This window comes from Butyricicoccus faecihominis (genome assembly GCF_024462775.1).
Taxonomy (GTDB): domain Bacteria; phylum Bacillota; class Clostridia; order Oscillospirales; family Butyricicoccaceae; genus Agathobaculum; species Agathobaculum faecihominis_A.
This window is the reverse complement of the sequence record NZ_JANGCE010000002.1, coordinates 210,650-231,380: the sequence shown is the minus strand read 5'-3', so window position 1 is coordinate 231,380 and position 20,731 is coordinate 210,650. Positions and strand designations below refer to the sequence as shown.

The following is a 20,731-nucleotide window of genomic DNA, read 5'->3' as shown; positions in this document are numbered from 1 at the left end:
CTATGATGGGATATCTTGCGGTTGCGATTGACGGGCCTTCGGGCGCGGGCAAATCGACAGTGGCGCGGGCGGCGGCGGCGCAGCTCGGCTTCATCTATGTGGATACGGGCGCGATGTATCGCGCGATCGGCCTTTGCGTTTGCCGCCGCGGCGTGGCGGAAGAGGATACGGCGGGTATTATTGCGGCCCTTGACGGCCTGCGTGTTTCGCTGCGATACGAAGACGGCGTGCAGCACGTGTTGCTGGGCGGCGAGGACGTTTCGGCGGCCATTCGCACGCCGCAGATCGCGCAGTACGCCTCCAAGGTTTCAGCCGTGCCCGAGGTACGGCGGTTCTTGCTCGATTTACAGCGCGGCATGGCCCGAGAGAACAACGTCATTATGGATGGGCGCGATATCGGCACGGTCATTCTGCCGGACGCGCAGGTGAAGATCTTTTTGACCGCCTCGGTCGCGTGCAGGGCCAAGCGCCGGTACGACGAGCTTTGCGAAAAGGGACTTACCGTAACGCTGCAAAGCGTTGCGCAAGATATCGAAAGGCGCGACCGGCAGGATATGACGCGCGCTATCGCCCCGCTTCGCCAAGCGGAGGATGCTATTAAGCTCGATACGAGCGATTTGACGCTCGCGGAGAGCATAGCAGCGGTCGTACGCATCATTCGGGAAAAGGAGGAGACAGCATGAAAAGTAAATATCATCGCTGGTTTCAGCGCATCGCGATCCCGTTCGTGGCGCTGGCCTATCATATCTATTATGGCTTTACGGTAAAAGGGCGGGAAAACATCCCGGCGGGCGGCTGCGTCGTCTGTCCCAACCACTGCCAGCTGTCCGATCCGCCGCTGGCCGCGTCCGCGCTCGGCGGCAAGGTGCCGCTGCGGCTGATGGCGAAAAAGGAGCTGTTCCAGAAGGGCTTGCTCGGTCCGCTGATCACTTGGCTGGGCGCGTTCCCGATCGACCGGGGCGGCGCGGATATCACCGCGATCAAAACGGCGCTGAATACGGTAAAGCAAGGGCAAAAACTCATCATCTTCCCGCAGGGCACGCGCGACGCGGCCGAGGGGGAGACGAAAAAGGGCGCGGCGATGCTCGCGGTCAAGACCCGCGCGCCGATTCTGCCCATGTACATTTCAGAGGGCAAGGGCCGCCGCTGCCATGCCACGGTCGTGATCGGCAAGCCGTTCCTGCCAGATTCCAAGGAAAAGGATTACGCGGTGATCGCGGACGATATCCTGCGCCGCATTTATGCGCTGAAGGATACCATATGAGTGTGACCGTCGCCAAAACCGCCGGGTTCTGTTTCGGCGTGCGCCGCGCGGTCGAGCTGGCAGAGGCGGAAGCTGAAAAACGCGGTCGCATTTACGCTTACGGCGAGATCATCCATAACCAGCATGAGATAGACCGGCTCACCGAAAAGGGCGTGCAGACCGCGGGGGAGATCGCGCTGATTCCGGACGGCGCGCCCGTTTTGATCCGCGCGCACGGCGTGCCCCGCGCGGCACTGAGGCAGCTGGCCGAAAAGCGCTGCGAGATATTCGACGCGACTTGCCCCTTTGTGCATAAGATCCATAAAATAGCAGACGAGCAATCGGCCGACGGGCGGCTCGTCGTCATCTTCGGCAGCCCGGGCCATCCAGAGGTGGTGGGCATACAGGGCTGGTGCGGGGAATCGGTCGTTCTGGCAAGCGAAACGGAGACCGCGCGCGCCGTGGAAGACCCCGCCTTTTGCCGGCGGCCGATCTCTGTCGTCGCGCAGACGACAGTAAACCGAACGCTTTGGAATAAATCTATCGGCTTACTAAAAAAAAGGTGTACAAACCTCAAAATTTTTGATACAATATGTAAAGCGACGGATGAGCGCCAGTCGGAGGCTCGTCTGCTTGCCGGTGCGTCGGATGAGATGATCGTAATCGGTGATAAAAAAAGTTCCAACACCAAACGGCTGTACGAGATCAGCCGCTCGCTGTGCGGAAACGTCCTGCTCATCGAGGACGCCGAGGAGCTTCAGGCACAGGAGCGCGGGCACGGCCGCAGGGTCGGGATCACGGCGGGAGCATCCACACCGGCATGGATAATTAAGGAGGTCAGTAACATGATGAGCGAAGAAACGAAAATTGAAAATGGTGAAGACTTTGCGGCGATGCTCGAAGAGTCCTTCAAAACTTTAAATACAGGAGAGAAAGTCACCGGTACGGTAGTAGCGATTTCCTCGACCGATGTGCAGGTCGATTTAGGCGTTAAGCATACCGCTTACATCCCGCTGAGCGAGCTGTCCGACGACCCGTCCTACGACGTAAACGCCAATATCCACCCCGGCGATGAGATCGAAGCCGTTGTCGTTCGTGTCAACGACGGCGAGGGTACCGTTACCCTGTCCAAGAAGCGCGTCGATCAGCTCAAGGGTTGGGAGACCATCGAGAAGGCGTTTGAGGACCACGCGGTCGTCGAAGGCATTATCGTCGAAGAGAACCGCGGCGGCGTTGTCGCCACGGCGTTCGGCGTGCGTGTGTTTGTGCCCGCCAGCCAGACCGGCGTGCCCAAGGATCAGCCGATGAGCCAGCTGGTTAAGACCAAGCAGTCCTTCTATATTACCGAGATCAACCGCCAGCGCAAGCGCGTGGTCGGTTCGATCCGCCAGATCCAGCAGGAAGCCCGCAAGGTTGCCGCTGAAAAGATCTGGGAGACCATCGAGGTCGGCAACGAGTACGACGGCACCGTAAAGTCCCTGACGAGCTACGGCGCGTTCGTAGACATCGGCGGCGTGGACGGCATGGTCCATATCTCCGAGCTGTCTTGGGGCCGCATCAAGCACCCGAGCGAGGTCGTCGCTGTCGGCGATCAGATCAAGGTGTTTGTAATCGGTCTGGACAAGGAAAACAAGAAGATCTCTCTCGGCTACAAGCGCGAGGAGGACAATCCGTGGAACGTATTTAAGTCCAACTACGCTGTGGGCGACGTAGCGGAAGTCAAGATCCTCAAGTTCATGCCCTTCGGCGCGTTCGCTGAGATCGTACCGGGCGTGGACGGCCTGATCCACATTTCGCAGATCGCCGATCACCGCATCGCCAAGCCCGAGGATGCGCTGACCGCCGGCCAGCAGGTGGATGCCAAGATCATCGACATCAACGATGAGAAGAAGAAGGTATCCCTTTCCATCCGCGCTCTGCTTGTCGATGACGACGAGTACGACGACGAATAAGTTTCAAATGCGTTCAAAGGCCCGCTGCATGCTGCAGCGGGCCTTTTTGTCTTTAGAAAACGTCCATCATGCGGCGGCGGGCACAAAATAGAAAACAGCAGGCGGGGTGCCGCGTTCAATCTTTGTGATACCAGACTGCGTGTTCCGCGTATACTGACCCTGAAGGGGTTGGTGTGAATGCGGCGAAGAAGGTACCGGAGAAGAGGGCGGGGCGCGCGGTGGCTGGTCGTTTGCGCGCTGGTTGTATTGGCGCTCGCCGCTGTGATCACGTTGCGGTTTCGGCCGGTTTTTATGGAATATGCAGTGAATTTATGCGAAGACAGCGCCTTGCAAGAGATCAACAACGTTTTGCAGGATAAAATATACGCAGACCGAGAAACCTATGAAAATCTGGTCGTACTGGAAAGAGACGACGAAAACCATGTCACCGCGCTGAAAACCGATGTAATCGCGATCGGCCAGATCAAGGCCGCGCTCGTCAACGGCCTATTTGAACGGCTGGAGGATCTGGAGCAGACAACGGTAGAGGTGCCGCTCGGCTCGGTGTTCGCGCCCTCGCTGTTCAGCGGCATGGGGCCGACGGTGGATGTCGGCATGACCGCGCTATCGCAGATGTCCGCCGAGTTCGTCAGCGCGTTTTCCTCCGCCGGCATCAACCAAACACGGCATAACATCCTGATCGAGGTGCGGGCGGGCTTCCGCATCCTGACCCCGTTCGGCGTGACGTATAAAGAGGTGAAGACTTCCTATCCGGTGACGGATACCGTGATCATCGGCACCGTACCCGAGCAGTATACCTATATCGACGATACGAGGGACGGTCTGCTGGGAAAAATCAACGATTACGCGGAAACCAATTAGGAATTAGTAGTTAGGAATTAGGAATTAAAAACAAGGAATGGCCGCGGGCCGATTGATTTGATGATCGCGCCCCGCGCGATACCACAATTACTAACTACTCATTACTAATTCCTAATTAATTAAATTCCCTCTTTCAGTGGGCGAGAAAATTTGGTATAATAAACTGTATTGGGATTGGAGAAGGTGCTGATGGATACGCTCAGTCAGATCACCGCGCTGCGTGAAAAGCTGCGGTATCACAATGAAAAATACTATAACGAAGACGCGCCCGAAATTTCGGATTATGATTATGACATGCTCCAGCGCGAGCTGCGCGCGCTGGAAGCCGAACACCCGGAGTACGCCGACGCTGATTCGCCGACCCAGCGGGTCGGTGGTTCGGCATCCGGCCGTTTCGCCAAGGTGCGGCACGCGTATCCGCTGGAAAGCTTGCAGGATGTGTTTTCCTTCGAGGAGCTGGGTGAGTTTTTTGCCCGTGTCGAAGGCGCGGTGGGCGAAGCCGAATATGTGGTCGAATACAAGATCGACGGACTTTCGGTCGCGCTCTTGTATGAAAACGGCGTATTCACGCAGGGTCTTACGCGCGGAGACGGTCAGGTGGGCGAGGATGTGACCGCCAACCTGAAAACGATTAAGGACATCCCGCTTAAGCTGGAGGACGCGCCGCCGCGGCTGATCGTTCGCGGCGAGGTGTATATGAAAAAATCGGTGTTTGATGCGCTGAACGCCGAACTGGAGCTGCACGAAAAGCCTCTGCTCGCCAACCCGCGCAACGCGGCGGCGGGCTCCTTGCGGCAAAAGAGCAGCAAGGTCACCAAGGAGCGCCGCCTTTCGATCTTTTGCTTCAACATCCAAAACGCGGACGAGCTGCCCCTTGGCAGCCATACGGAGTCGCTCGATTATTTAAAAAAACTGGGTTTTCCGGTCAGTCCGGTGTATCCGATCTTCCACACAGCGGATGAGTGCCACAGCGAGATATTGCGCATGGGCGAGACCCGCGGCGCGCTGGATTTTGATATCGACGGCGCGGTGATCAAGGTAAACGACTTTTTGCAGCGTGAAACGCTTGGCTCCACCGCGAAATTCCCGCGCTGGGCGGCGGCGTATAAATATCCGCCCGAAATCAAGCAAACGCTTTTGAAGGATATCGTCATTTCGGTCGGCCGCACGGGCGTGTTGACGCCGAACGCCGTTTTAGAGCCGGTCCGCCTCGCGGGCACGACCGTGTCCCGCGCTACGCTGCACAACCGCGATTTTATCCGGGAGCTCGATGTGCGCGTGGGCGATACGGTATCGGTGCGTAAGGCGGGGGAGATCATTCCGGAGATCGTCGAGGTGGAGCTGGACAAGCGCCCGGCGGACGCGGCGCCTTATGAAATGCCGCGCTTTTGCCCGGCTTGCGGCGCGCCCGTATTCGAGGACGAGGAGGAAGCCGCCATTCGCTGCACAGGCGCGGCCTGTCCGGCGCAGCTTTTGCGCAATTTGATGCACTTTGCCTCGCGCGACGCGATGGATATCGACGGCTGCGGCGAAGGAAATTTGGTCAAACTGATTGACGCGGGTCTTGTCCGTTCGGCGGCCGACCTGTACGACCTAACGCTCGAACAGCTGTTGCCGCTTGGCAAAAAGGTCGATGTGTGGGCGGGCAATCTGCTGCGCGGCATTGAGGACAGTAAAACGCGCGATCTGTCGCGGCTGCTCTTTGCGTTCGGCATTCGCCATGTCGGCCAGAAGGCGGGCAAGGTACTGTCCAACCACTTCGGCAGTCTGGACGCGGTTTTGGCCGCCACGGTGGAGGAAATGACCGAGATTCGCGATATCGGGCAGACCACGGCGGAATCCATCGCCGCGTGGCGCGAGCTCGACCAGTCGAAGACGCTGATCGATCAGCTGCGCGCGCACGGCGTGAACTTTACCGGCGAAAAGACCGCCAAAAGCGATCTGCTCGCGGGCAAAACAATCGTCGCCACCGGCAGCCTGACGCTTTACAGCAGGCAGGAGATCAACGATCTAATCGAGTCGCTGGGCGGTAAAGCGTCCGGCTCGGTTTCCAAAAAGACAGCTTACGTCGTCGCAGGGGAAAACGCGGGCAGCAAGCTGCAAAAAGCGGCTGAACTCGGTATTCCCGTGCTGACAGAAGAAGAATTTCAAAACATGATACGAGAAGCAGCAGAGGAGGAAAAATAATATGGCAATTTCGCGGGGTGAGATCGAGCACATCGCCGTTTTGGCGCGACTCGATTCCAATGGCGGCGTGTTCGACCGGCTGGCGGAGGATATGCAGGGCATCGTCGGCATGGTGGACAAGCTGGCCGACCTTGATCTGGGCGATATCACCGATGTGATCGACACCGAACGCAAGAACGCGTTCCATGAGGACGAAGTGATTCAGGAATTTACACCGGACGAGCTGGTCGCGCCGAACGCGCCGGACTTTCAGGCGGGCGGCGTGGCCGTGCCGCGCGTCGTCGAATAAGGGAGGGACAGCAGCAGAATGGAACTTTTTAAGCAGACAGCAGCGGAACTGTCCGATAAGCTCCGCAATAAGGAGATCTCCGCCGTCGAGCTGGCGCAAGACGTGCTGGCGCGCACCAAGGCCGTGGAGGACAAGGTACAGGGCTATGTGACCGTGACCGAGGACGCGGCGCTTGCCGCCGCGAAGGCGGTGGATGATAAGCGCGCCGCGGGCGAAGCGCTTTCGCCGCTTGCGGGCATTCCGGTCGCCGTGAAGGATAATATTTGCACCAAGGGAACGCTGACCACCTGCGCTTCCAAAATGCTTTATAACTTTAAGCCGCCGTATAACGCGACGGTCGTGGAAAAGCTGGCCGCGCACGGCGCGGTCATCACCGGCAAGGCCAATATGGACGAGTTCGCCATGGGCTCTTCCTGTGAAAATTCAGCCGTGCATCCGACGCATAACCCGCACGGGCTGGACCGCGTGCCGGGCGGCTCCTCCGGCGGCTCGGCCGCGATCGTGGCCGCGGGCGAAGCGCCGCTTTCGCTCGGCTCCGACACCGGCGGATCAATCCGCCAGCCCGCGTCGTTCTGCGGCGTGGTCGGCCTCAAGCCGACGTACGGCGCGGTGTCCCGCTATGGCCTGATCGCGTTTGCATCCTCGCTGGATCAGATCGGCCCGTTCGCCCGTTCGATCGAGGACGCGGCCATGCTGCTGGACGCGATCACCGGCCACGACCCGCTGCACGATTCGACCTCGGTCAAGACGCCGTTTGAGGGCTCGGTCCGCCAAAACCTGAACGCGGACGTCAAGGGCATGAAGATCGGCCTGCCGAAGGAGTATTTCGGCGCGGGCGTTTCGGATGAGGTTCGCGAAAACGTGATGAAGGCCGCCGAGACCTATAAAAGCCTAGGCGCCGAGGTATTCGAGATCTCTCTGCCGCTTGTGGAGTATGCGCTGCCGGTTTATTACATTTTGTCGTCGGCGGAAGCGTCCTCCAACCTCGCGCGGTTCGACGGCGTCAAGTACGGCTACCGCGCCGAAGGCTTTGAGGATCTGATCGACCTGTATGTTAAAAGCCGTTCGGAGGGCTTTGGGGCCGAGGTGCAGCGCCGCATTATGCTGGGCACCTATGTGCTGTCCTCCGGCTATTATGATGCTTACTACAAAAAGGCGCGCGCCGCGCAGCGCAAGATCAAAGAGGAGTTTGCCGAAGCGTTCCGGAAGTGCGATGTGATTCTAACCCCGGTCGCGCCGACGACGGCGTACGAGCTGGGCTCCAAGACCGCCAGCCCGATCGAGATGTACGCGGGCGATATCTGCACGGTATCGGTCAACATCGCGGGCCTGCCCGGTTTGGTGCAACCCTGCGGCTATGACGCGGCGGGCCTGCCCGTCGGCATGCAGCTGATCGGCCCGCGCTTTGGCGAGCAAAAGCTTTTAAACGCCGGCCTTGCGTTTGAGCAGGCGTCCGGTCTCAAGAATATTATCGCGGCACTGTAAGTTACCCGCATCGTCTTCCTGAGCGCAGCGAAGGAACTCGCGCGTACGCGCGGGATTCTTCCTCGCTCCGCTCATCAGAATGACAGATAGGTTTAAGGAGTGAATACATTTAAATGAAATACGAAGCTGTCATCGGCCTTGAGGTGCACGCGGAGCTATCGACGAAGAGCAAGATCTACTGCTCGTGTTCGACCGGATTCGGTGCGCCGATCAACACCCATACCTGCCCGGTCTGCACGGGCATGCCGGGCGCGCTGCCCGTATTGAACCGCGAGGTCGTGCACTATGCCGCCAAGATGGGCAAGGCCACCGGTTGCACGGTAAACCGGCTGTGCAAGGCCGACCGTAAGAATTATTTTTACCCTGACCTGCCCAAGGCCTACCAAATTTCGCAGTTCGATGTGCCGATTTGCGAAAACGGCGAGGTGTTCTTCTATGTGGACGGCGAAAAAAAGTCCTGCCGGTTGGAGCGCATCCATTTTGAGGAGGACGCGGGCAAGCTGTTGCATGACGAGATCGACGGCACGGTCGTCGACTTTAACCGCTGCGGCGTGCCGCTGATCGAAATGGTCACGCGGCCCGACCTGCGTTCCTCTGCGGAGGCCAAGGAATTTCTCGAAATGATCAAGACCACGCTCGGCTACCTCGATATCTCGGATTGCAAGATGGAGGAAGGCTCGATCCGCTGCGACGTGAACGTGTCCATCCGCCCGGAAGGATCGGATACGCTGGGTACGCGCGTGGAAATGAAGAACGTCAACACCTTCTCGGGCGCGGTGCGCGCCATTGATTACGAGATCGCGCGCCAGATCGATCTGGTAGAGCACGGCGGTGAGGTACAGCAGGAAACGCGCCGCTGGGATGATGTGAAGCTGAAAAACACCGTCATGCGCACCAAAGAGGACGCGCAGGACTACCGTTATTTCCCCGATCCCGACCTGATTCCGGTCGAGATCGACGACGAGTGGATGCGCCGGATCGAAAGCGAGATCCCTGAGCTGCCGATCAGCCGCTACGAGCGCTATCTGAACGAGTACGGCATGACCGCGATGGAAGCGCGCCTGATCTCGGAGAACTTCGCCAAGGCGGAGCTGCTCGACCGTTGCGCGAAATCCGGCAAGGTAAAACCCAAGGCGGCCGCCAACTGGATTCTTTCGGATATTTCCAAGTATCTGAACGACAAGGCGGTCGAGTTGGAAAGCACGAGGCTGAACGCCGATAAGCTGATCGATCTGATCGTGCTGATCGATCAGGGCACGATTTCGGGCGCGGCAGGCAAAAAGGTGCTGCCCGCCATGTTTGAGACCGACGAAGCGGTCGAGGCGATCGTCGAACGCATGGGCCTCAAGCAGGTGTCCGATGAGGGCGCGATTCGCGCGATCGTGCAGGACGTGCTGGCAAACAATGAAAAGGCCGTTTCCGACTTCAAGGCCGGTAAAAACGTCACCGGCTTCCTTGTGGGCCAGTGCATGAAGGCCTCCAAGGGACAGGGCAATCCGCAGATCATCAATAAGCTGATCGCGGAGGAGCTTGCAAAGCTGTAACAGGGAAGGGGCCGATGGCATGAAGCAAAGCGGGCAAGGCCGGGCGGTGCTGGAAAGCCTGCTGGAGGGCAACCGCGCCTTTCGCGAAGGGCAAGGCCCCGCCATCGCGGACCGGACGGAGATTGCCCGCCTCTGCAACGAAGGGCAGCGGCCGCGGGCGGCGGTGCTGTGCTGTTCGGATTCCCGCGTCACGCCGGAGCTGGTTTTTTGCCAAGGGCTGGGGCAGATTTTTTCGATCCGCACAGCTGGAAACGTGGTTTCGGATTTTGAACGCGGCAGCGTGGAATACGCGGTCGCCGATCTGGGCGCGCGGCTGGTGCTGGTGATGGGCCATTCGGGCTGCGGCGCTGTGGCGGGCGCGCTGCAAGGCAAGGGAAACGGCTGCATGAAGCGGGTGCTGAGTCATATCGCCCCCTCGGTCGAACAGGCGATCCGACAAGCGGCCTTGCCCGAGCAGGTGGCCGAACAAGCGGAGAATTTCAATATTTTAAGCAGCCTTGCCCTGCTTCGGGCAGACCCCGTGCTGGCAAGCGTGCCCGATTTGACCTTTGCCGCCGCCAAGTACAATACCCAAACCGGCGAGGTCACGCTTTTACAGGTGAATGAGCCGGAAAACTCAAAAGCATGATAAAAAGGAGGAGGGACAACCGTTTGGTTGTCCCTCCTCCTTTTTAGCGTGTCGACAAAGTCGACACGCTGTCTAGGGGGCACGGGGTGCCCCCTAGACACTCGACCAGTTTCGGAGAAACCGGTCTCGATACCCCCGGGTTACGCGCCCGGTGGCGCGGGTCGAGGTGTTTTTTCGAGGTACACGCCCCCGAAAAAACAGATTTTACGTCGCTTCGCTCCATTTTCCATTCTATGCGCGCTGCGGCGTGACCACACGCCGCCGTTTTGTCCACCATGGGGGAGAGCTGCGGTAGCTTGCCGCGTCTTTACTGAAACATTGGATAGAGCCGCAGGCGCGCGCCGTAAACGGGTACGCGTAAACCTACGCCGCCGACGGGTACGGCGCTGGGCACGGCCTCGTACAGAACATTATCGATCCGCAAAAGCGGTACCTTGCCGGTTCGCAGCACCTCGACTTCGTGGTTTTTAAGACGCTCCAAAACATGAGCCAAAAAGTCCTCGTTCGATTCGTACAGCTTTTCCACATCGATAAAGACTGATTGATTGCGCTGAAAAACAGGGAAAAGAAAGTTCAGGCCGACCCCGCAGTCTGCGGTGGACATGTTCTTTTTCCCCACCAAAAATTCCTTGATCTTTTTCTCCATATTTTTATGGATCTCGAGCGGAAACAGCACTTTGGCGAGTGGGGAAAAGGCGCTTGCTTTTTGCATCTGCACATGGACCGTGGGCATCTCGCCTTCGGAAAACAAGTCGTGGATGCAGCCGCTTTCGCGCAGCAGGAAAAAGAACAGCACGTTTTCATCGTCCATTTGGTCGTCCGTCAAAATCTCGGTGTGGAGGGCTTCGGCGATGGAATGATACGCCTCCCGCTCCGCGCGGTATTCGAGCAAATCCATGTTTTGTACGTCAAAATCCATATCGCACGCGAGCAGGGATTGAACCTCGTCCAGCAGATTTCGGCCTTTTAACAGATCGGTCACCGCGCGCTCAACGGCGGCGAGCGCCTTATCATGCAGATGCGCGGTGCGCGCGAGCAGGTCGATGGCCGTGTCTGCAGGCTGGGGGTCCAGCGCTTCAAGCGCCGCCTGTTGGTAAAGCGACAGAGAAGGATCGCCCGGCGCGGTGAGAAAAGCGCTATCCAGCGGAAAGCCGCGATCAAGCTGTACTTCACAAACAGCGGCGGCAGCCGTGCAGCGCAGCGCCATGCGCTTGGCAACTGTCATATGCAGGCTATCCTGTGCATTGAGAGAAAGCAGCGCAAAACGCGCGGCAAGGGTGAGCTCGGTCATGTTCGATCCCTCCATTTTCAAAAAGGTAAATAATATTTACGTTTTGCTATAACAACAATATACCACCGCGTGGCAAGGCCGTCAAGTGAGAATCAACAGAAAAGGGAATTATAGCGGCAAAGCAATCAGATTTTATTGTAATGGGAGGGCCCAAAGGGTATAATATTCCTTGACAAAACAAATCAGGAAAGGGAGGAATGAATGTTTTGGAGATATTTGAGACCCTAAAAACGCTGTGCGCCCTGCCGGCGGTGAGTGGGTTTGAGCCAAAGGCCGCGGAAACGGTAGCGGATATGCTGCGGCCCTATTGCAGCGAAGTCTCGGTCGATGTGCACGGCAATGTGCTGGCGCGCAAAAGCTGCGGCAAGCCGGACGCCCCCACCATCCTGCTGGACGCGCATCTGGATCAGATCGGTTTTCTGGTGACCGATGTGCTGGAGGGCGGCTTCTTGCGTTTTGCGCCGGTGGGCGGGGTTGACCCGCGTATGCTGCTGGCGGGAGAGGTGACCATCCTAGCGGAAGAGCTGTTGTTCGGCGTGGTATCCTGCCTGCCGCCGCATCTGCTGAAGGCGGGCGAGCAGGACAATGCCGTACCGGTCGACGAAATGCTGATCGACACCGGTCTTTTGAACGCGAAGGAGAAAATCACGATCGGCACGCCGATCGTGTTCGCGGGCGAGCCGGTGAGGCTCGCGGGCGACTGCGTTTCGGGCAAAAGCTTGGATGACCGCGCGGGCATTGCCGCCATCCTCAGCGCGATGGAGCGGCTTGCGGGTGAAAAATCGCTGCGATGCGATGTGGCCGTATTGATCAGCGCGCAGGAGGAAGTGACCGGCCTCGGCGCGGCCACGGGTACGTTTGCGGTGCAGCCTTCGTTTGCGATCGCGGTGGATGTCAGCCATGCCAAAACGCCGGACGCACCGGCGGAGGGCGTGTTTGAATACGGCGGCGGCCCGCTTATCGGCGTGGGCCCCAACCTGCACCGGGGGCTGACGACGGCTATTCAGAAGACCGCCAAGGCGGAGGATATCCATTATCAAACCGAGGTGATGGAAGGGAATACCGGCACCAACGCTTGGACGATGCAGATCGTCGCGCACGGCGTGGCGACCGCGCTGCTCTCCATTCCGCTGCGCTACATGCACACGCCGATCGAAGCGATCCGTCTGTCCGATCTGACGGACACGGCTGATCTGATCTACCAGTTTGTCCGCAAATTCGATGGGGAGGTGGGCGCATGATCGAGCTGCTGAAAACCCTGTGCGCGCTGCCCGGCCCCTCGGGCTGTGAGGACGCGGTACGGGACTTTATCCGTGGACAGGCCGAACCCTTTGCCGACGAAATACGCGAGGATGCGATCGGCAACCTGATGGTATTGCGCCGGGGCGAAAAAGCGCCCGAGCGCCCGGTCGTGCTGGCCGCGCACATGGACGAGGTCGGCGTGATTGTAAAGCGCGCGACCGAGGACGGCATGCTGAAATTTGGCTTTGTCGGCGGGGTCGATCCCCGCGTCGTCATCGGACGGCGCGTGCGCTTCGGCAAAACGGTGGGCGTGATCGGCATTAAGGCCGTACACCTGACCACGGCGGCGGAACGAAAACACATGCCAAAGACGCGCGACCTGTATATCGATATCGGCGCGGAGAACCGTGCTGCGGCGGAGGCGCTTGTCGCGCCCGGCGATTACGGCGTGTTTGATTCCCCGCCCGTTTTGTTTGGCGATGGCTTTTTAAAGGCCCGCGCGATCGACGACCGGATCGGCTGCGCCGTGCTTTTGACGATGCTGAAGGACAAGCCGCCGGTTGATACGTGGTTTTGCTTCACCGTGCAGGAGGAAACCGGCCTGCGCGGATCCGCGACCATGGCGTATGCGCTCGACCCCGGCTTTTGTCTGGTGATTGAGGGCACGACCGCGGCGGACCTGTACGATGTAAAGGATGGCAAGGCTGTCTGCCGCCTGCGCGGCGGCGCGGTCATTCCGTTCATGGACGGTTCGACGATCTACGACGCCGCGCTGTTCGAGCTGCTGCGGGACGCCGCGGCTACGCGCCATATTCCGTGGCAGACCAAAAGCCGCGTTTCCGGCGGCACGGACGCGGGCCGCATCCACAAGAGCCGCGCGGGCGTGCGCGTGTGCGCGGTCGCCGCGCCGGTGCGCTATATCCACTCGCCCGCAAGCGTCGCGGCCACGGCGGACTGTGAGGCTGTTTTGGCGCTCTGCCGCGCATTTTTAGAGGAACTCGGAGGGAACGACGATGAGTAAAATATTTGACCTTTACCAGAAGGTGGGCGGTGCGTTCGGGCCGTCCGGCCGCGAGCAGGGGGTGCGCGAGACCATTGCCGCCCTCGCCGCAGACTATGTGGACGATATGACGACGGACGCGCTCGGCAGCCTGATCTGCCGGAAAAAAGGCGGCGGCAAAAAGATCTTGCTGGCCGCGCATATGGATACGATCGGTGTGGTCGCCACGTATATCGACGATAACGGCTTTCTGCGCTTTTCGCCGGTCGGCGGCCTATTTAAGGGCGATCTGATCAATATTCAGGTGCGGTTTGCAAACGGCACGCGCGGCGTGATCTCCTATGAGGAAAAAACGCCCTTTAAGGAGCTGACGCTCGACAACCTGTTTATCGACATCGGCGCGAAAGACCGCGCAGAGGCGGAGCGGCAGGTTCAGGTGGGTGATTTCGCCGTGTTTGCCGCGCCGAGCTTTTCACAGAACGGCGTGCTGTGCGGCCCCTATCTGGATAACCGCATCGGCTGCGTGACGCTGCTGCTCGCGATGGAGCAGCTCGCCGAAACGGATAACGACCTATACTTTGTGTTTACCTCGCAGGAGGAGGTCGGCCTGCGGGGCGCGGGCGCCGCCGCGTTCGCGGTTGAGCCTGATCTGGCGCTCGCGGTCGATGTGACCGATACCGGCGACCTGCCCGAGCGCAAAAGCCCCATGGCGGTATCGCTCGGCGGCGGCCCCGCGATCAAGGTCATGGATCGCTCGGTCATTTGCGCGCCGCAGGTCGTCGCGGGGCTGACGCAGGCGGGCGAAGCGCTCGGCCTGCCGCTCCAGCGCGAGATATTGCAGTTTGGCGGCACGGATACGGCCGCCCTGCAAAAGACGCGCACGGGCGTTTTGTCCGGCGCGGTGTCCATCCCGACGCGGTATATCCACTCCCCAAGCGAAATGTGCGCCGAAAGCGACGTCGCCGCCGCGGCCGCGCTGCTCGCACACGCCGTTTGCCATACGTTTTAATTTTTAAAGTAGGGGTTAGGAAGTAGTAATTAGAAATTAGTAATTAGTAATGGTGGAGTTCCGGCAAAGCCGGATATTCAATCATCGCGCTTTGCGCGATACCACAATTCCTAACTACTAATTACTAATTTCTCATTACTTCCTATCTCCTATTTTTTTGCTTGTGTCCTTTCGTCAAAAAGCTCGGCCGCAAAGTGATATGATAGCAATCGGCGGAGGGAGGGCGCGTATGACGGTCTATGTGGATGTGCTGTTCGCGGTGAACGCACTGATGGATTACGCGACCCTGCTGGCCGCGGCCCGGCTGGGCGGTATACATAGCGGAAGAGGGCGCATCGCCCTCGCGGCGCTGCTGGGCGGCGCTTATGCGGTGCTGGGCGCCGTAATGCCGGTACTGGGAGCCCTGCCGCTGCGGCTTGCAGCGGGCGTGGGGATTTGCGCCGCGGCGTACTATGGCAAAGGGCCGTTCGTGCGTGTCTGCGCGCTTTATCTGCTGGTATCGGCCGCGTTCGCGGGTGTGGCGCTGGCGCTCGGCGCGGCGACCGGGAAACGGCTGCTGTTCGGCGCGGGCTATTACCTCGCGGTGCCGCTGCGCTTGCTGCTGCTGGCCGCCGCCGTGGGATACGCGGTAAGCGGCGTGCTGCTCCGGGGCGACGCGGCTCACGGCGCGGTACGGCGGCAGATCGGTACGGTCACGGTCTCGTTGTTTGATAGGCGCATACAGGTGAATGTGCTGCGCGACACAGGCAATGAGCTGGCCGAGCCCGCTTCCGGAAAACCGGCGCTTATTCTGGGGCAAAGCGCCGCTGCGCGGCTGCTGGGCGAACGGTTTGCCGCGCTGCAAGGGCTGACGGCGGGGAACGCCGCCGCCTGCTTTGCCGCCCTGCCGCCCGAGCTGGCGCGGCGCGCGGGGCTGCTGCCGTATCAGGCGGTCGGCACGGCGAACGGCCTGCTGTTGTTTTTCAGGCCGGACGGGGTATGGGACGCCGCCGGCAAAAAAATAGATTGTGTATTGGCGATTGGAACGGAACGAATGGATCAGGGCGGTTACGAAGGCTTGCTGGGCGTGTGAAAGGGAGAGCATCATGCTGAAAAAATGGCTGGGAAAATTACTGAACTTGCTGAAACGGCGCGGGCGCGTCTATTATATCGGCGGCAGCGAGGTGCTGCCGCCGCCGCTTTCCGCCGTGGAGGAGGCGCAGCAGGTCGCCGCCTGTCAGGCGGGAAGCGAAGCCGCGCGCAATACGCTGATCGAGCACAACCTGCGCTTGGTCGTTTTTTTGGCGCGTAAATTTGAATCGAGCGGCGTTGGCACGGAGGATCTGATCTCGATCGGCACGATTGGGCTGATCAAGGCCGTGGGTACTTATAAAAGCGATAAAAACGTGAAGCTTGCCACCTATGCCTCGCGCTGTATCGAAAATGAGATTCTAATGCATCTGCGCAAGATCGGCAACCAGCGCACGGAAATTTCTTTTGACGAACCGCTTTCCTCGGATTGGGACGGCAACGAGCTGCTGCTTTCCGATATATTGGGTACAGAGGCCGACAGCGTGCTGCGTCCACTGGAGGACGATGTGGATCGGGCGCTTTTGCTGCGCGCGCTAGACCGCTTGCCCGAGCGGGAGAAGCGCATTATCTCGCTGCGCTTCGGCATCGGCATGGCCGAAGCCATGACGCAGAAGGAGGTAGCCGATCTGCTCGGCATTTCGCAAAGTTACATCTCCCGTTTGGAAAAGCGCATCATCGCGCGCATGCGCAAGGACATTCTGAAGTGGGTATGAGTGTGGTTCCCGCACTGAAACGCCGCGGCTTTTGCCGCGGCGTTTTTTTACCGGCTGCACCGTGCTGTAAAACTTGCATGGAGCGGAAAAATGCGGTAGAATAAAAACGTGTCTGGGGGAAACCAATAAAATGAAAAAAGCGTATTTACTCATCGTTGCGGCTGCGGTGTGCTGGGGCGCGATCCCGGTGTTTTACAGCGGGCTATCTGCCGAGGGTCTGACGAGCATGCAGACGATTACCATGCGGTTTGCACTCGCCGCGGTGGGATATGTGGTGTATCTCGCGGTGCGCGATCCGGCGGCGCTGCGCATCAAACGGCCGCGGCATTTGCTCTACTTTATCGGCACGGGCGTGTGCAGCTTGGCCTTCTTTAATTTTTGCTATATCACCTGCATCAAATATGCGGGCGTCGCGGTGGCGGCGCTGCTGCTGTATACCGCGCCGGTTTTTGTCATGGTGCTTTCCGCCGTACTGTTTCATGAAAAGCTTTCCGCGCGCAGCGTGACCGCGTTGGCGCTCACGGTATTGGGCTGTGTGTTCGTGGCGGGCGTATTTACCGCGGGCGGGGTACGGCTCACGCCTGTGGCGCTTCTCTGGGGGCTCGGCTCTGGCTTTGGCTACGCGTTATATAGTATTTTCGGCAAGTTTGCGCTTGTTCATTACAAGCCGGAGACCATTACCGCCTATACAGCGGTATTTGCCGCATTGGCGACAATCCCGCTGTCGCAGCCGGTACGGCTTTTGGGGCTGTGCCGCAGTCCTGCGGTTTTGCGAAACGCGCTTGGCTGCGCGCTGGTGTGCACGGTCGTGGCGTATCTGTTATACACGGCGGGACTGGCTAAGGTGCCCGCCGGACAAGCCGCCATCCTTTCCACGGCGGAGCCGGTCGTCGCCACTGTTCTCGGCGTAACGCTGCTACACGAAGCGGTATCGTGGGATAAGCTTTGCGGCATTCTGCTCGTCCTCAGCGCGATCGTGCTGCTGAACCTGCCCGCAAAATTAAAAAAGAACAAAATGGAAAGCGCGGGCGACAGTCTGTAAGGCGTTTGCCGGTATAAGCACAAACCCGGGCAAAATCCAGTCGAAAAAAGTCGGCTGGCAAAAAATTTCGGCAGTATATTCATTTGGTGCGCAGGGGAAAATCCTCATGTTGAACACTTGCTCTTTGGATCAGGGACAGGAGGTTTTTTCGTGCAAACAAAGGTAGAGATATGCGGGGTCAATACGGCCGGGCTCACCGTATTGACCGCGAAGGAGACCGACGCGCTGCTGCGTCGCGTTAAGGATGGGGATAAACAGGCGCGGGACGAGCTAATCCGCGGCAATCTGCGGCTGGTGCTTTCGGTCATCCAGCGGTTTCACGGGCGCGGCGAATCGCCGGACGATCTGTTTCAGGTCGGCTGCATTGGACTGATGAAATCGATCGATCATTTTAATATCGATCTGGGCGTGCGTTTTTCTACCTATGCCGTGCCGATGAACGTTATTTGGGGAAAACGCCTCCACAATATTTGTAGTTAAGCCGCCAAACCCATACATACACCCAAAGGACAGGTGAAAATCATGTTATTTTGCAATATTGATCTGTTAAACGAACAACTGGAACTGGAACGGGACCGGTATGTCGGCGTAAAAAACGGCCGTATCGCCTATATCGGCGAAACCGCGCCGCAGGAGGATTACGGCGAACGCTATGACGGCCGCCGCCGCCTGCTGCTGCCTGGCTTTTACAATGTGCACAGTCACGCGCCCATGGTGCTGCTGCGCGGCTATGCGGAAAACCTGCCGCTGGACAGGTGGCTGAATGAAAAGGTGTTCCCGTTTGAGGACTGCCTGACGGATGAGGATGTGTACTGGGCCACGCAGCTGGCCATTGCCGAAATGGTGCAGTGCGGTACGGTATCCTTTACCGATATGTATTTTGAATGCCAAGCGATGGCGAAGGCCGTTTTGGAAAGCGGCATCAAGTGCAATCTCAGCCGGGGCCTGACCGTATTCGACGGCAGCGCTTACGAGCAGATTCAGGCGTACCGCGACAATGAGGAGCTGCTGCGCGATTATCAGGGCGCGGGCGATGGGCGGCTTACGATCGACCTGTGCATTCATGGGGAATATACCTCCTCTCCGGCGGTGGTGGAAGCCGTGGCCGCGCAGGCGAAAGAGCGGGGCACGCGCATGCACATCCACCTGTCCGAGACCGAGTCCGAACACAAGGGCTGCAAGCTGCGGCACGGCATGACGCCCGCCGCTTATATGCAGGCGCACGGCATTTTTGATGTGCCCACAACGGCGGCGCACTGCGTCTGGCTGGAAGGGGAGGATTTTGAAATTCTTCGTTCTCACGGCGTTACCGTGGCCTGTTGTCCGGCCAGCAACCTGAAGCTGGCTTCGGGCTATGCCAACGTGCCGGAGCTGATGCGGCGCGGTATCTCCGTGGCGATCGGCACGGACGGCGCGGCTTCCAACAACAACCTGAATATCTTGCAGGATCTGTATCTGTTCGCCACAGCCTACAAGGGTTACTACCATGATTCCACGCTCATTACGCCTAAGGAAGCGCTGTACGCGCTGACGCGCGCGGGTGCGCACAGCCAAGGCCGGGAGGACAGCGGCGCAATCAAGGTGGGCGGTCGGGCCGATCTGTGTGTGATCGATACCGATTCGCCGCAGTTTACCCCGATGACGAACGCCGCCTGCAATGTGGTCTACGCCGCCGGCGGCAGCGATGTCAGACTAACCATGGTGGACGGTAAGGTGCTTTATCGCGACGGCGCGTTCCTGACGCTCGACATCGAGCGGGTCAAGGCGGAAGCGCAACGCAAAACAGACCGCATTCTGGCGGGCCTGTAAAAAGGGAAGGAGACGCTCATGGATCATCAGCAGGTACGGCAGGCGGCGGAAGCCGTCGCGAAGCGGCTATCGCAAAAGCCGGAAATCGGTCTAGTGCTCGGCTCCGGGCTGGGCCCGATCGCCGATGAGATTGGGGACGCGGTCTTTGTGCCCTATGGGGAGATTCCACACTTTAAAACCTCTACCGCGCCCGACCACGTGGGCCGGTTCGTTTGCGGCAAGCTGGCGGGCAAAACCGTTTTGTGCATGCAGGGGCGCCTGCACGGCTATGAGGGTTACGAGCCCGCGGACATCGCTTTTCCGGTTTATGTCATGCAGGCGCTCGGCGTGCGCGCGCTGGTGCTGACCAATGCGTCGGGCGGTATCAATACGGACTTTTCGGTCGGCGACCTGATGCTGATCGAGGATCATATCAATATGACCGGCAAGAGCCCGCTCACCGGTCCAAACGATGCGGCGCTGGGTACGCGCTTTCCGGATATGACGTTTGCCTATGCGCCCGCTCTGCGTGAACTGGCCAATCAGGCTGCCGCGGATTGCGGTATTGCGCTGCGCCACGGTGTTTATTGCGGTGTGAACGGCCCGCAGTTTGAAACGCCCGCCGAAATTCGCGCGTTCCGCGCGCTCGGCGCGGATGCCGTCGGCATGTCGACCGTGTACGAGGCGATCGCCGCCGCGCATTGCGGCCTGCCGGTTGCCGCCGTGGCGATGATCACCAATATGGCTTCCGGCGTTCTGATGCAGCCGTTATCCGGCGCGGAGGTAAACGAAATCGCCGCCGCGCGCGGCCCCGTGTTCCGTTCGTTCATCCTCGCGCTGATCTCCCATATATAAAATTAAAAATTGAGTGAAGAAATAGTTGACAACACCTCATAAATTCGATATAATAATAAAGCTGTCACAGGAAAAAGACAGCATAATCGAGGTGTGGCTCAGCTTGGTAGAGCGCTTCGTTCGGGACGAAGAGGCCGCAGGTTCAAATCCTGTCACCTCGACCATATTTTTAGACCGCCCAACACGTTAGAAATGATGTGTTGGGCGGTCTTTTTGCGATTTTTATAAACTTTTTAGATGCGACGATATAAGTGGCCTCTCTTATGCACCGACTTCGACTACACTCGTAATAGACTGTTCCGCGTTATTTGCTTTGATATTCAAAACAAACAAAACTTCTAAAATGTCCCAAAATGACCAAGGATAAGGTGGAAATTCTGAAATAGTATGATATAATATATACAAAACAAGTGGGCGGCGGCAAGGGGAGTGTGGTCGTTATGACGAATCCAATTTGCCGTAAACTCCTATGCAATACTCTGCGAGCAACGATCAGCAGCCTGCCGCCTGCTGTTACTGAGTACTGTACTG

Annotated in this window: 18 protein-coding genes, 1 tRNA gene and 1 pseudogene; 19 read left to right on the top strand and 1 reads right to left on the bottom strand. The window is 58.9% G+C overall.

Annotated elements, in window-relative coordinates; genetic code table 11:
- Positions 1–2: 2 nt before the first annotated feature.
- The 9 genes from cmk to NE562_RS02595 all read left to right on the top strand — a co-directional run bounded on the left by cmk (position 3) and on the right by NE562_RS02595 (position 10,189).
- Entirely contained in the window at positions 3–683 is a 681-nt protein-coding gene (gene cmk, locus NE562_RS02635; protein ID WP_330645825.1) for a (d)CMP kinase, read from the top strand.
- A complete protein-coding gene (locus NE562_RS02630) occupies positions 680–1,264 on the top strand; it encodes a lysophospholipid acyltransferase family protein (RefSeq protein WP_280960840.1) in 585 nt (194 codons plus the stop codon). The genes cmk and NE562_RS02630 overlap by 4 nt, the downstream gene beginning before the upstream one ends.
- Positions 1,261–3,195 carry a bifunctional 4-hydroxy-3-methylbut-2-enyl diphosphate reductase/30S ribosomal protein S1 gene (locus tag NE562_RS02625; protein WP_280960839.1) on the top strand — a complete coding sequence of 645 codons (1,935 nt, stop codon included), beginning with the start codon at positions 1,261–1,263 and terminating at the stop codon, positions 3,193–3,195. Before NE562_RS02630 ends, NE562_RS02625 begins: the two co-directional genes overlap by 4 nt.
- A 177-nt stretch (positions 3,196–3,372) precedes the next feature.
- Entirely contained in the window at positions 3,373–4,056 is a 684-nt protein-coding gene (gene yunB / locus NE562_RS02620) for a sporulation protein YunB (RefSeq protein WP_280960838.1), read from the top strand.
- Positions 4,057–4,245: 189 nt separating this feature from the next.
- The gene (gene ligA, locus NE562_RS02615; protein ID WP_280960837.1) at positions 4,246–6,243 is read left to right on the top strand and encodes an NAD-dependent DNA ligase LigA; all 1,998 of its coding nucleotides are present in this window, start codon (positions 4,246–4,248) and stop codon (positions 6,241–6,243) included.
- A 1-nt stretch (position 6,244) separates the two neighbouring features.
- Positions 6,245–6,532 (top strand): Asp-tRNA(Asn)/Glu-tRNA(Gln) amidotransferase subunit GatC, encoded by a 288-nt coding sequence (locus NE562_RS02610; RefSeq protein ID WP_280960836.1) that lies wholly within the window; start codon positions 6,245–6,247, stop codon positions 6,530–6,532.
- Positions 6,533–6,550: 18 nt separating this feature from the next.
- Positions 6,551–8,017 carry an Asp-tRNA(Asn)/Glu-tRNA(Gln) amidotransferase subunit GatA gene (gene gatA, locus NE562_RS02605; protein ID WP_280960835.1) on the top strand — a complete coding sequence of 489 codons (1,467 nt, stop codon included), beginning with the start codon at positions 6,551–6,553 and terminating at the stop codon, positions 8,015–8,017.
- Between the two features lie 113 nt (positions 8,018–8,130).
- Positions 8,131–9,561, top strand: coding sequence for an Asp-tRNA(Asn)/Glu-tRNA(Gln) amidotransferase subunit GatB (gatB, locus tag NE562_RS02600; RefSeq protein WP_280960834.1), 1,431 nt, complete (start codon positions 8,131–8,133; stop codon positions 9,559–9,561).
- 19 nt (positions 9,562–9,580) lie between these two features.
- Positions 9,581–10,189, top strand: coding sequence for a carbonic anhydrase (locus NE562_RS02595; RefSeq protein ID WP_280960833.1), 609 nt, complete (start codon positions 9,581–9,583; stop codon positions 10,187–10,189).
- Between the two features lie 307 nt (positions 10,190–10,496).
- On the opposite strand, the gene NE562_RS02590 is transcribed toward NE562_RS02595, so the two are convergent.
- Entirely contained in the window at positions 10,497–11,480 is a 984-nt protein-coding gene (locus NE562_RS02590) for a hypothetical protein (RefSeq protein WP_280960832.1), read from the bottom strand.
- A gap of 206 nt (positions 11,481–11,686) precedes the next feature.
- Here NE562_RS02590 and NE562_RS02585 point away from each other — a divergent pair, with 206 nt between their 5' ends.
- From NE562_RS02585 to NE562_RS02540, 10 genes and pseudogenes are all read left to right on the top strand, one after another.
- Positions 11,687–12,721 carry a M20/M25/M40 family metallo-hydrolase gene (locus NE562_RS02585; protein WP_280960831.1) on the top strand — a complete coding sequence of 345 codons (1,035 nt, stop codon included), beginning with the start codon at positions 11,687–11,689 and terminating at the stop codon, positions 12,719–12,721.
- Positions 12,718–13,743, top strand: coding sequence for a M42 family metallopeptidase (locus tag NE562_RS02580; RefSeq protein ID WP_280960830.1), 1,026 nt, complete (start codon positions 12,718–12,720; stop codon positions 13,741–13,743). The genes NE562_RS02585 and NE562_RS02580 overlap by 4 nt, the downstream gene beginning before the upstream one ends.
- Positions 13,736–14,731, top strand: coding sequence for a M42 family metallopeptidase (locus tag NE562_RS02575; RefSeq protein ID WP_280960829.1), 996 nt, complete (start codon positions 13,736–13,738; stop codon positions 14,729–14,731). Before NE562_RS02580 ends, NE562_RS02575 begins: the two co-directional genes overlap by 8 nt.
- Before the next feature lie 229 nt (positions 14,732–14,960).
- A complete protein-coding gene (locus NE562_RS02570; RefSeq protein ID WP_280960828.1) occupies positions 14,961–15,803 on the top strand; it encodes a sigma-E processing peptidase SpoIIGA in 843 nt (280 codons plus the stop codon).
- Positions 15,804–15,816: 13 nt separating this feature from the next.
- Positions 15,817–16,515, top strand: coding sequence for an RNA polymerase sporulation sigma factor SigE (sigE, locus tag NE562_RS02565; RefSeq protein ID WP_280960827.1), 699 nt, complete (start codon positions 15,817–15,819; stop codon positions 16,513–16,515).
- Between the two features lie 130 nt (positions 16,516–16,645).
- Positions 16,646–17,557, top strand: coding sequence for a DMT family transporter (locus NE562_RS02560; protein WP_280960826.1), 912 nt, complete (start codon positions 16,646–16,648; stop codon positions 17,555–17,557).
- Between the two features lie 150 nt (positions 17,558–17,707).
- Positions 17,708–17,995, top strand: a pseudogene (locus NE562_RS02555) (sigma-70 family RNA polymerase sigma factor); the annotation flags it as partial.
- A gap of 84 nt (positions 17,996–18,079) precedes the next feature.
- Complete coding sequence (locus NE562_RS02550; RefSeq protein ID WP_280960875.1) at positions 18,080–19,366, top strand: amidohydrolase; 1,287 nt, start codon at positions 18,080–18,082, stop codon at positions 19,364–19,366.
- Positions 19,367–19,384: 18 nt separating this feature from the next.
- Positions 19,385–20,200 carry a purine-nucleoside phosphorylase gene (locus NE562_RS02545; RefSeq protein ID WP_280960825.1) on the top strand — a complete coding sequence of 272 codons (816 nt, stop codon included), beginning with the start codon at positions 19,385–19,387 and terminating at the stop codon, positions 20,198–20,200.
- Positions 20,201–20,287: 87 nt separating this feature from the next.
- Positions 20,288–20,364: transfer RNA gene (locus NE562_RS02540), tRNA-Pro, on the top strand.
- Positions 20,365–20,731 lie beyond the last annotated feature (367 nt).

Bases quoted from the DNA above. Each gene is read 5' to 3' on its own strand.
- yunB (WP_280960838.1), top strand. From the start codon at position 3,373: ATGCGGCGAAGAAGGTACCGGAGAAGAGGGCGGGGCGCGCGGTGGCTG.
- NE562_RS02570 (WP_280960828.1), top strand. From the start codon at position 14,961: ATGACGGTCTATGTGGATGTGCTGTTCGCGGTGAACGCACTGATGGAT.
- NE562_RS02580 (WP_280960830.1), top strand. From the start codon at position 12,718: ATGATCGAGCTGCTGAAAACCCTGTGCGCGCTGCCCGGCCCCTCGGGC.
- NE562_RS02550 (WP_280960875.1), top strand. From the start codon at position 18,080: ATGTTATTTTGCAATATTGATCTGTTAAACGAACAACTGGAACTGGAA.
- gatB (WP_280960834.1), top strand. From the start codon at position 8,131: ATGAAATACGAAGCTGTCATCGGCCTTGAGGTGCACGCGGAGCTATCG.
- gatA (WP_280960835.1), top strand. From the start codon at position 6,551: ATGGAACTTTTTAAGCAGACAGCAGCGGAACTGTCCGATAAGCTCCGC.
- sigE (WP_280960827.1), top strand. From the start codon at position 15,817: ATGCTGAAAAAATGGCTGGGAAAATTACTGAACTTGCTGAAACGGCGC.
- cmk (WP_330645825.1), top strand. From the start codon at position 3: ATGATGGGATATCTTGCGGTTGCGATTGACGGGCCTTCGGGCGCGGGC.
- NE562_RS02575 (WP_280960829.1), top strand. From the start codon at position 13,736: ATGAGTAAAATATTTGACCTTTACCAGAAGGTGGGCGGTGCGTTCGGG.
- NE562_RS02610 (WP_280960836.1), top strand. From the start codon at position 6,245: ATGGCAATTTCGCGGGGTGAGATCGAGCACATCGCCGTTTTGGCGCGA.
- NE562_RS02595 (WP_280960833.1), top strand. From the start codon at position 9,581: ATGAAGCAAAGCGGGCAAGGCCGGGCGGTGCTGGAAAGCCTGCTGGAG.
- ligA (WP_280960837.1), top strand. From the start codon at position 4,246: ATGGATACGCTCAGTCAGATCACCGCGCTGCGTGAAAAGCTGCGGTAT.
- NE562_RS02560 (WP_280960826.1), top strand. From the start codon at position 16,646: ATGAAAAAAGCGTATTTACTCATCGTTGCGGCTGCGGTGTGCTGGGGC.
- NE562_RS02625 (WP_280960839.1), top strand. From the start codon at position 1,261: ATGAGTGTGACCGTCGCCAAAACCGCCGGGTTCTGTTTCGGCGTGCGC.
- NE562_RS02545 (WP_280960825.1), top strand. From the start codon at position 19,385: ATGGATCATCAGCAGGTACGGCAGGCGGCGGAAGCCGTCGCGAAGCGG.
- NE562_RS02590 (WP_280960832.1), bottom strand. From the start codon at position 11,480: ATGACCGAGCTCACCCTTGCCGCGCGTTTTGCGCTGCTTTCTCTCAAT.
- NE562_RS02630 (WP_280960840.1), top strand. From the start codon at position 680: ATGAAAAGTAAATATCATCGCTGGTTTCAGCGCATCGCGATCCCGTTC.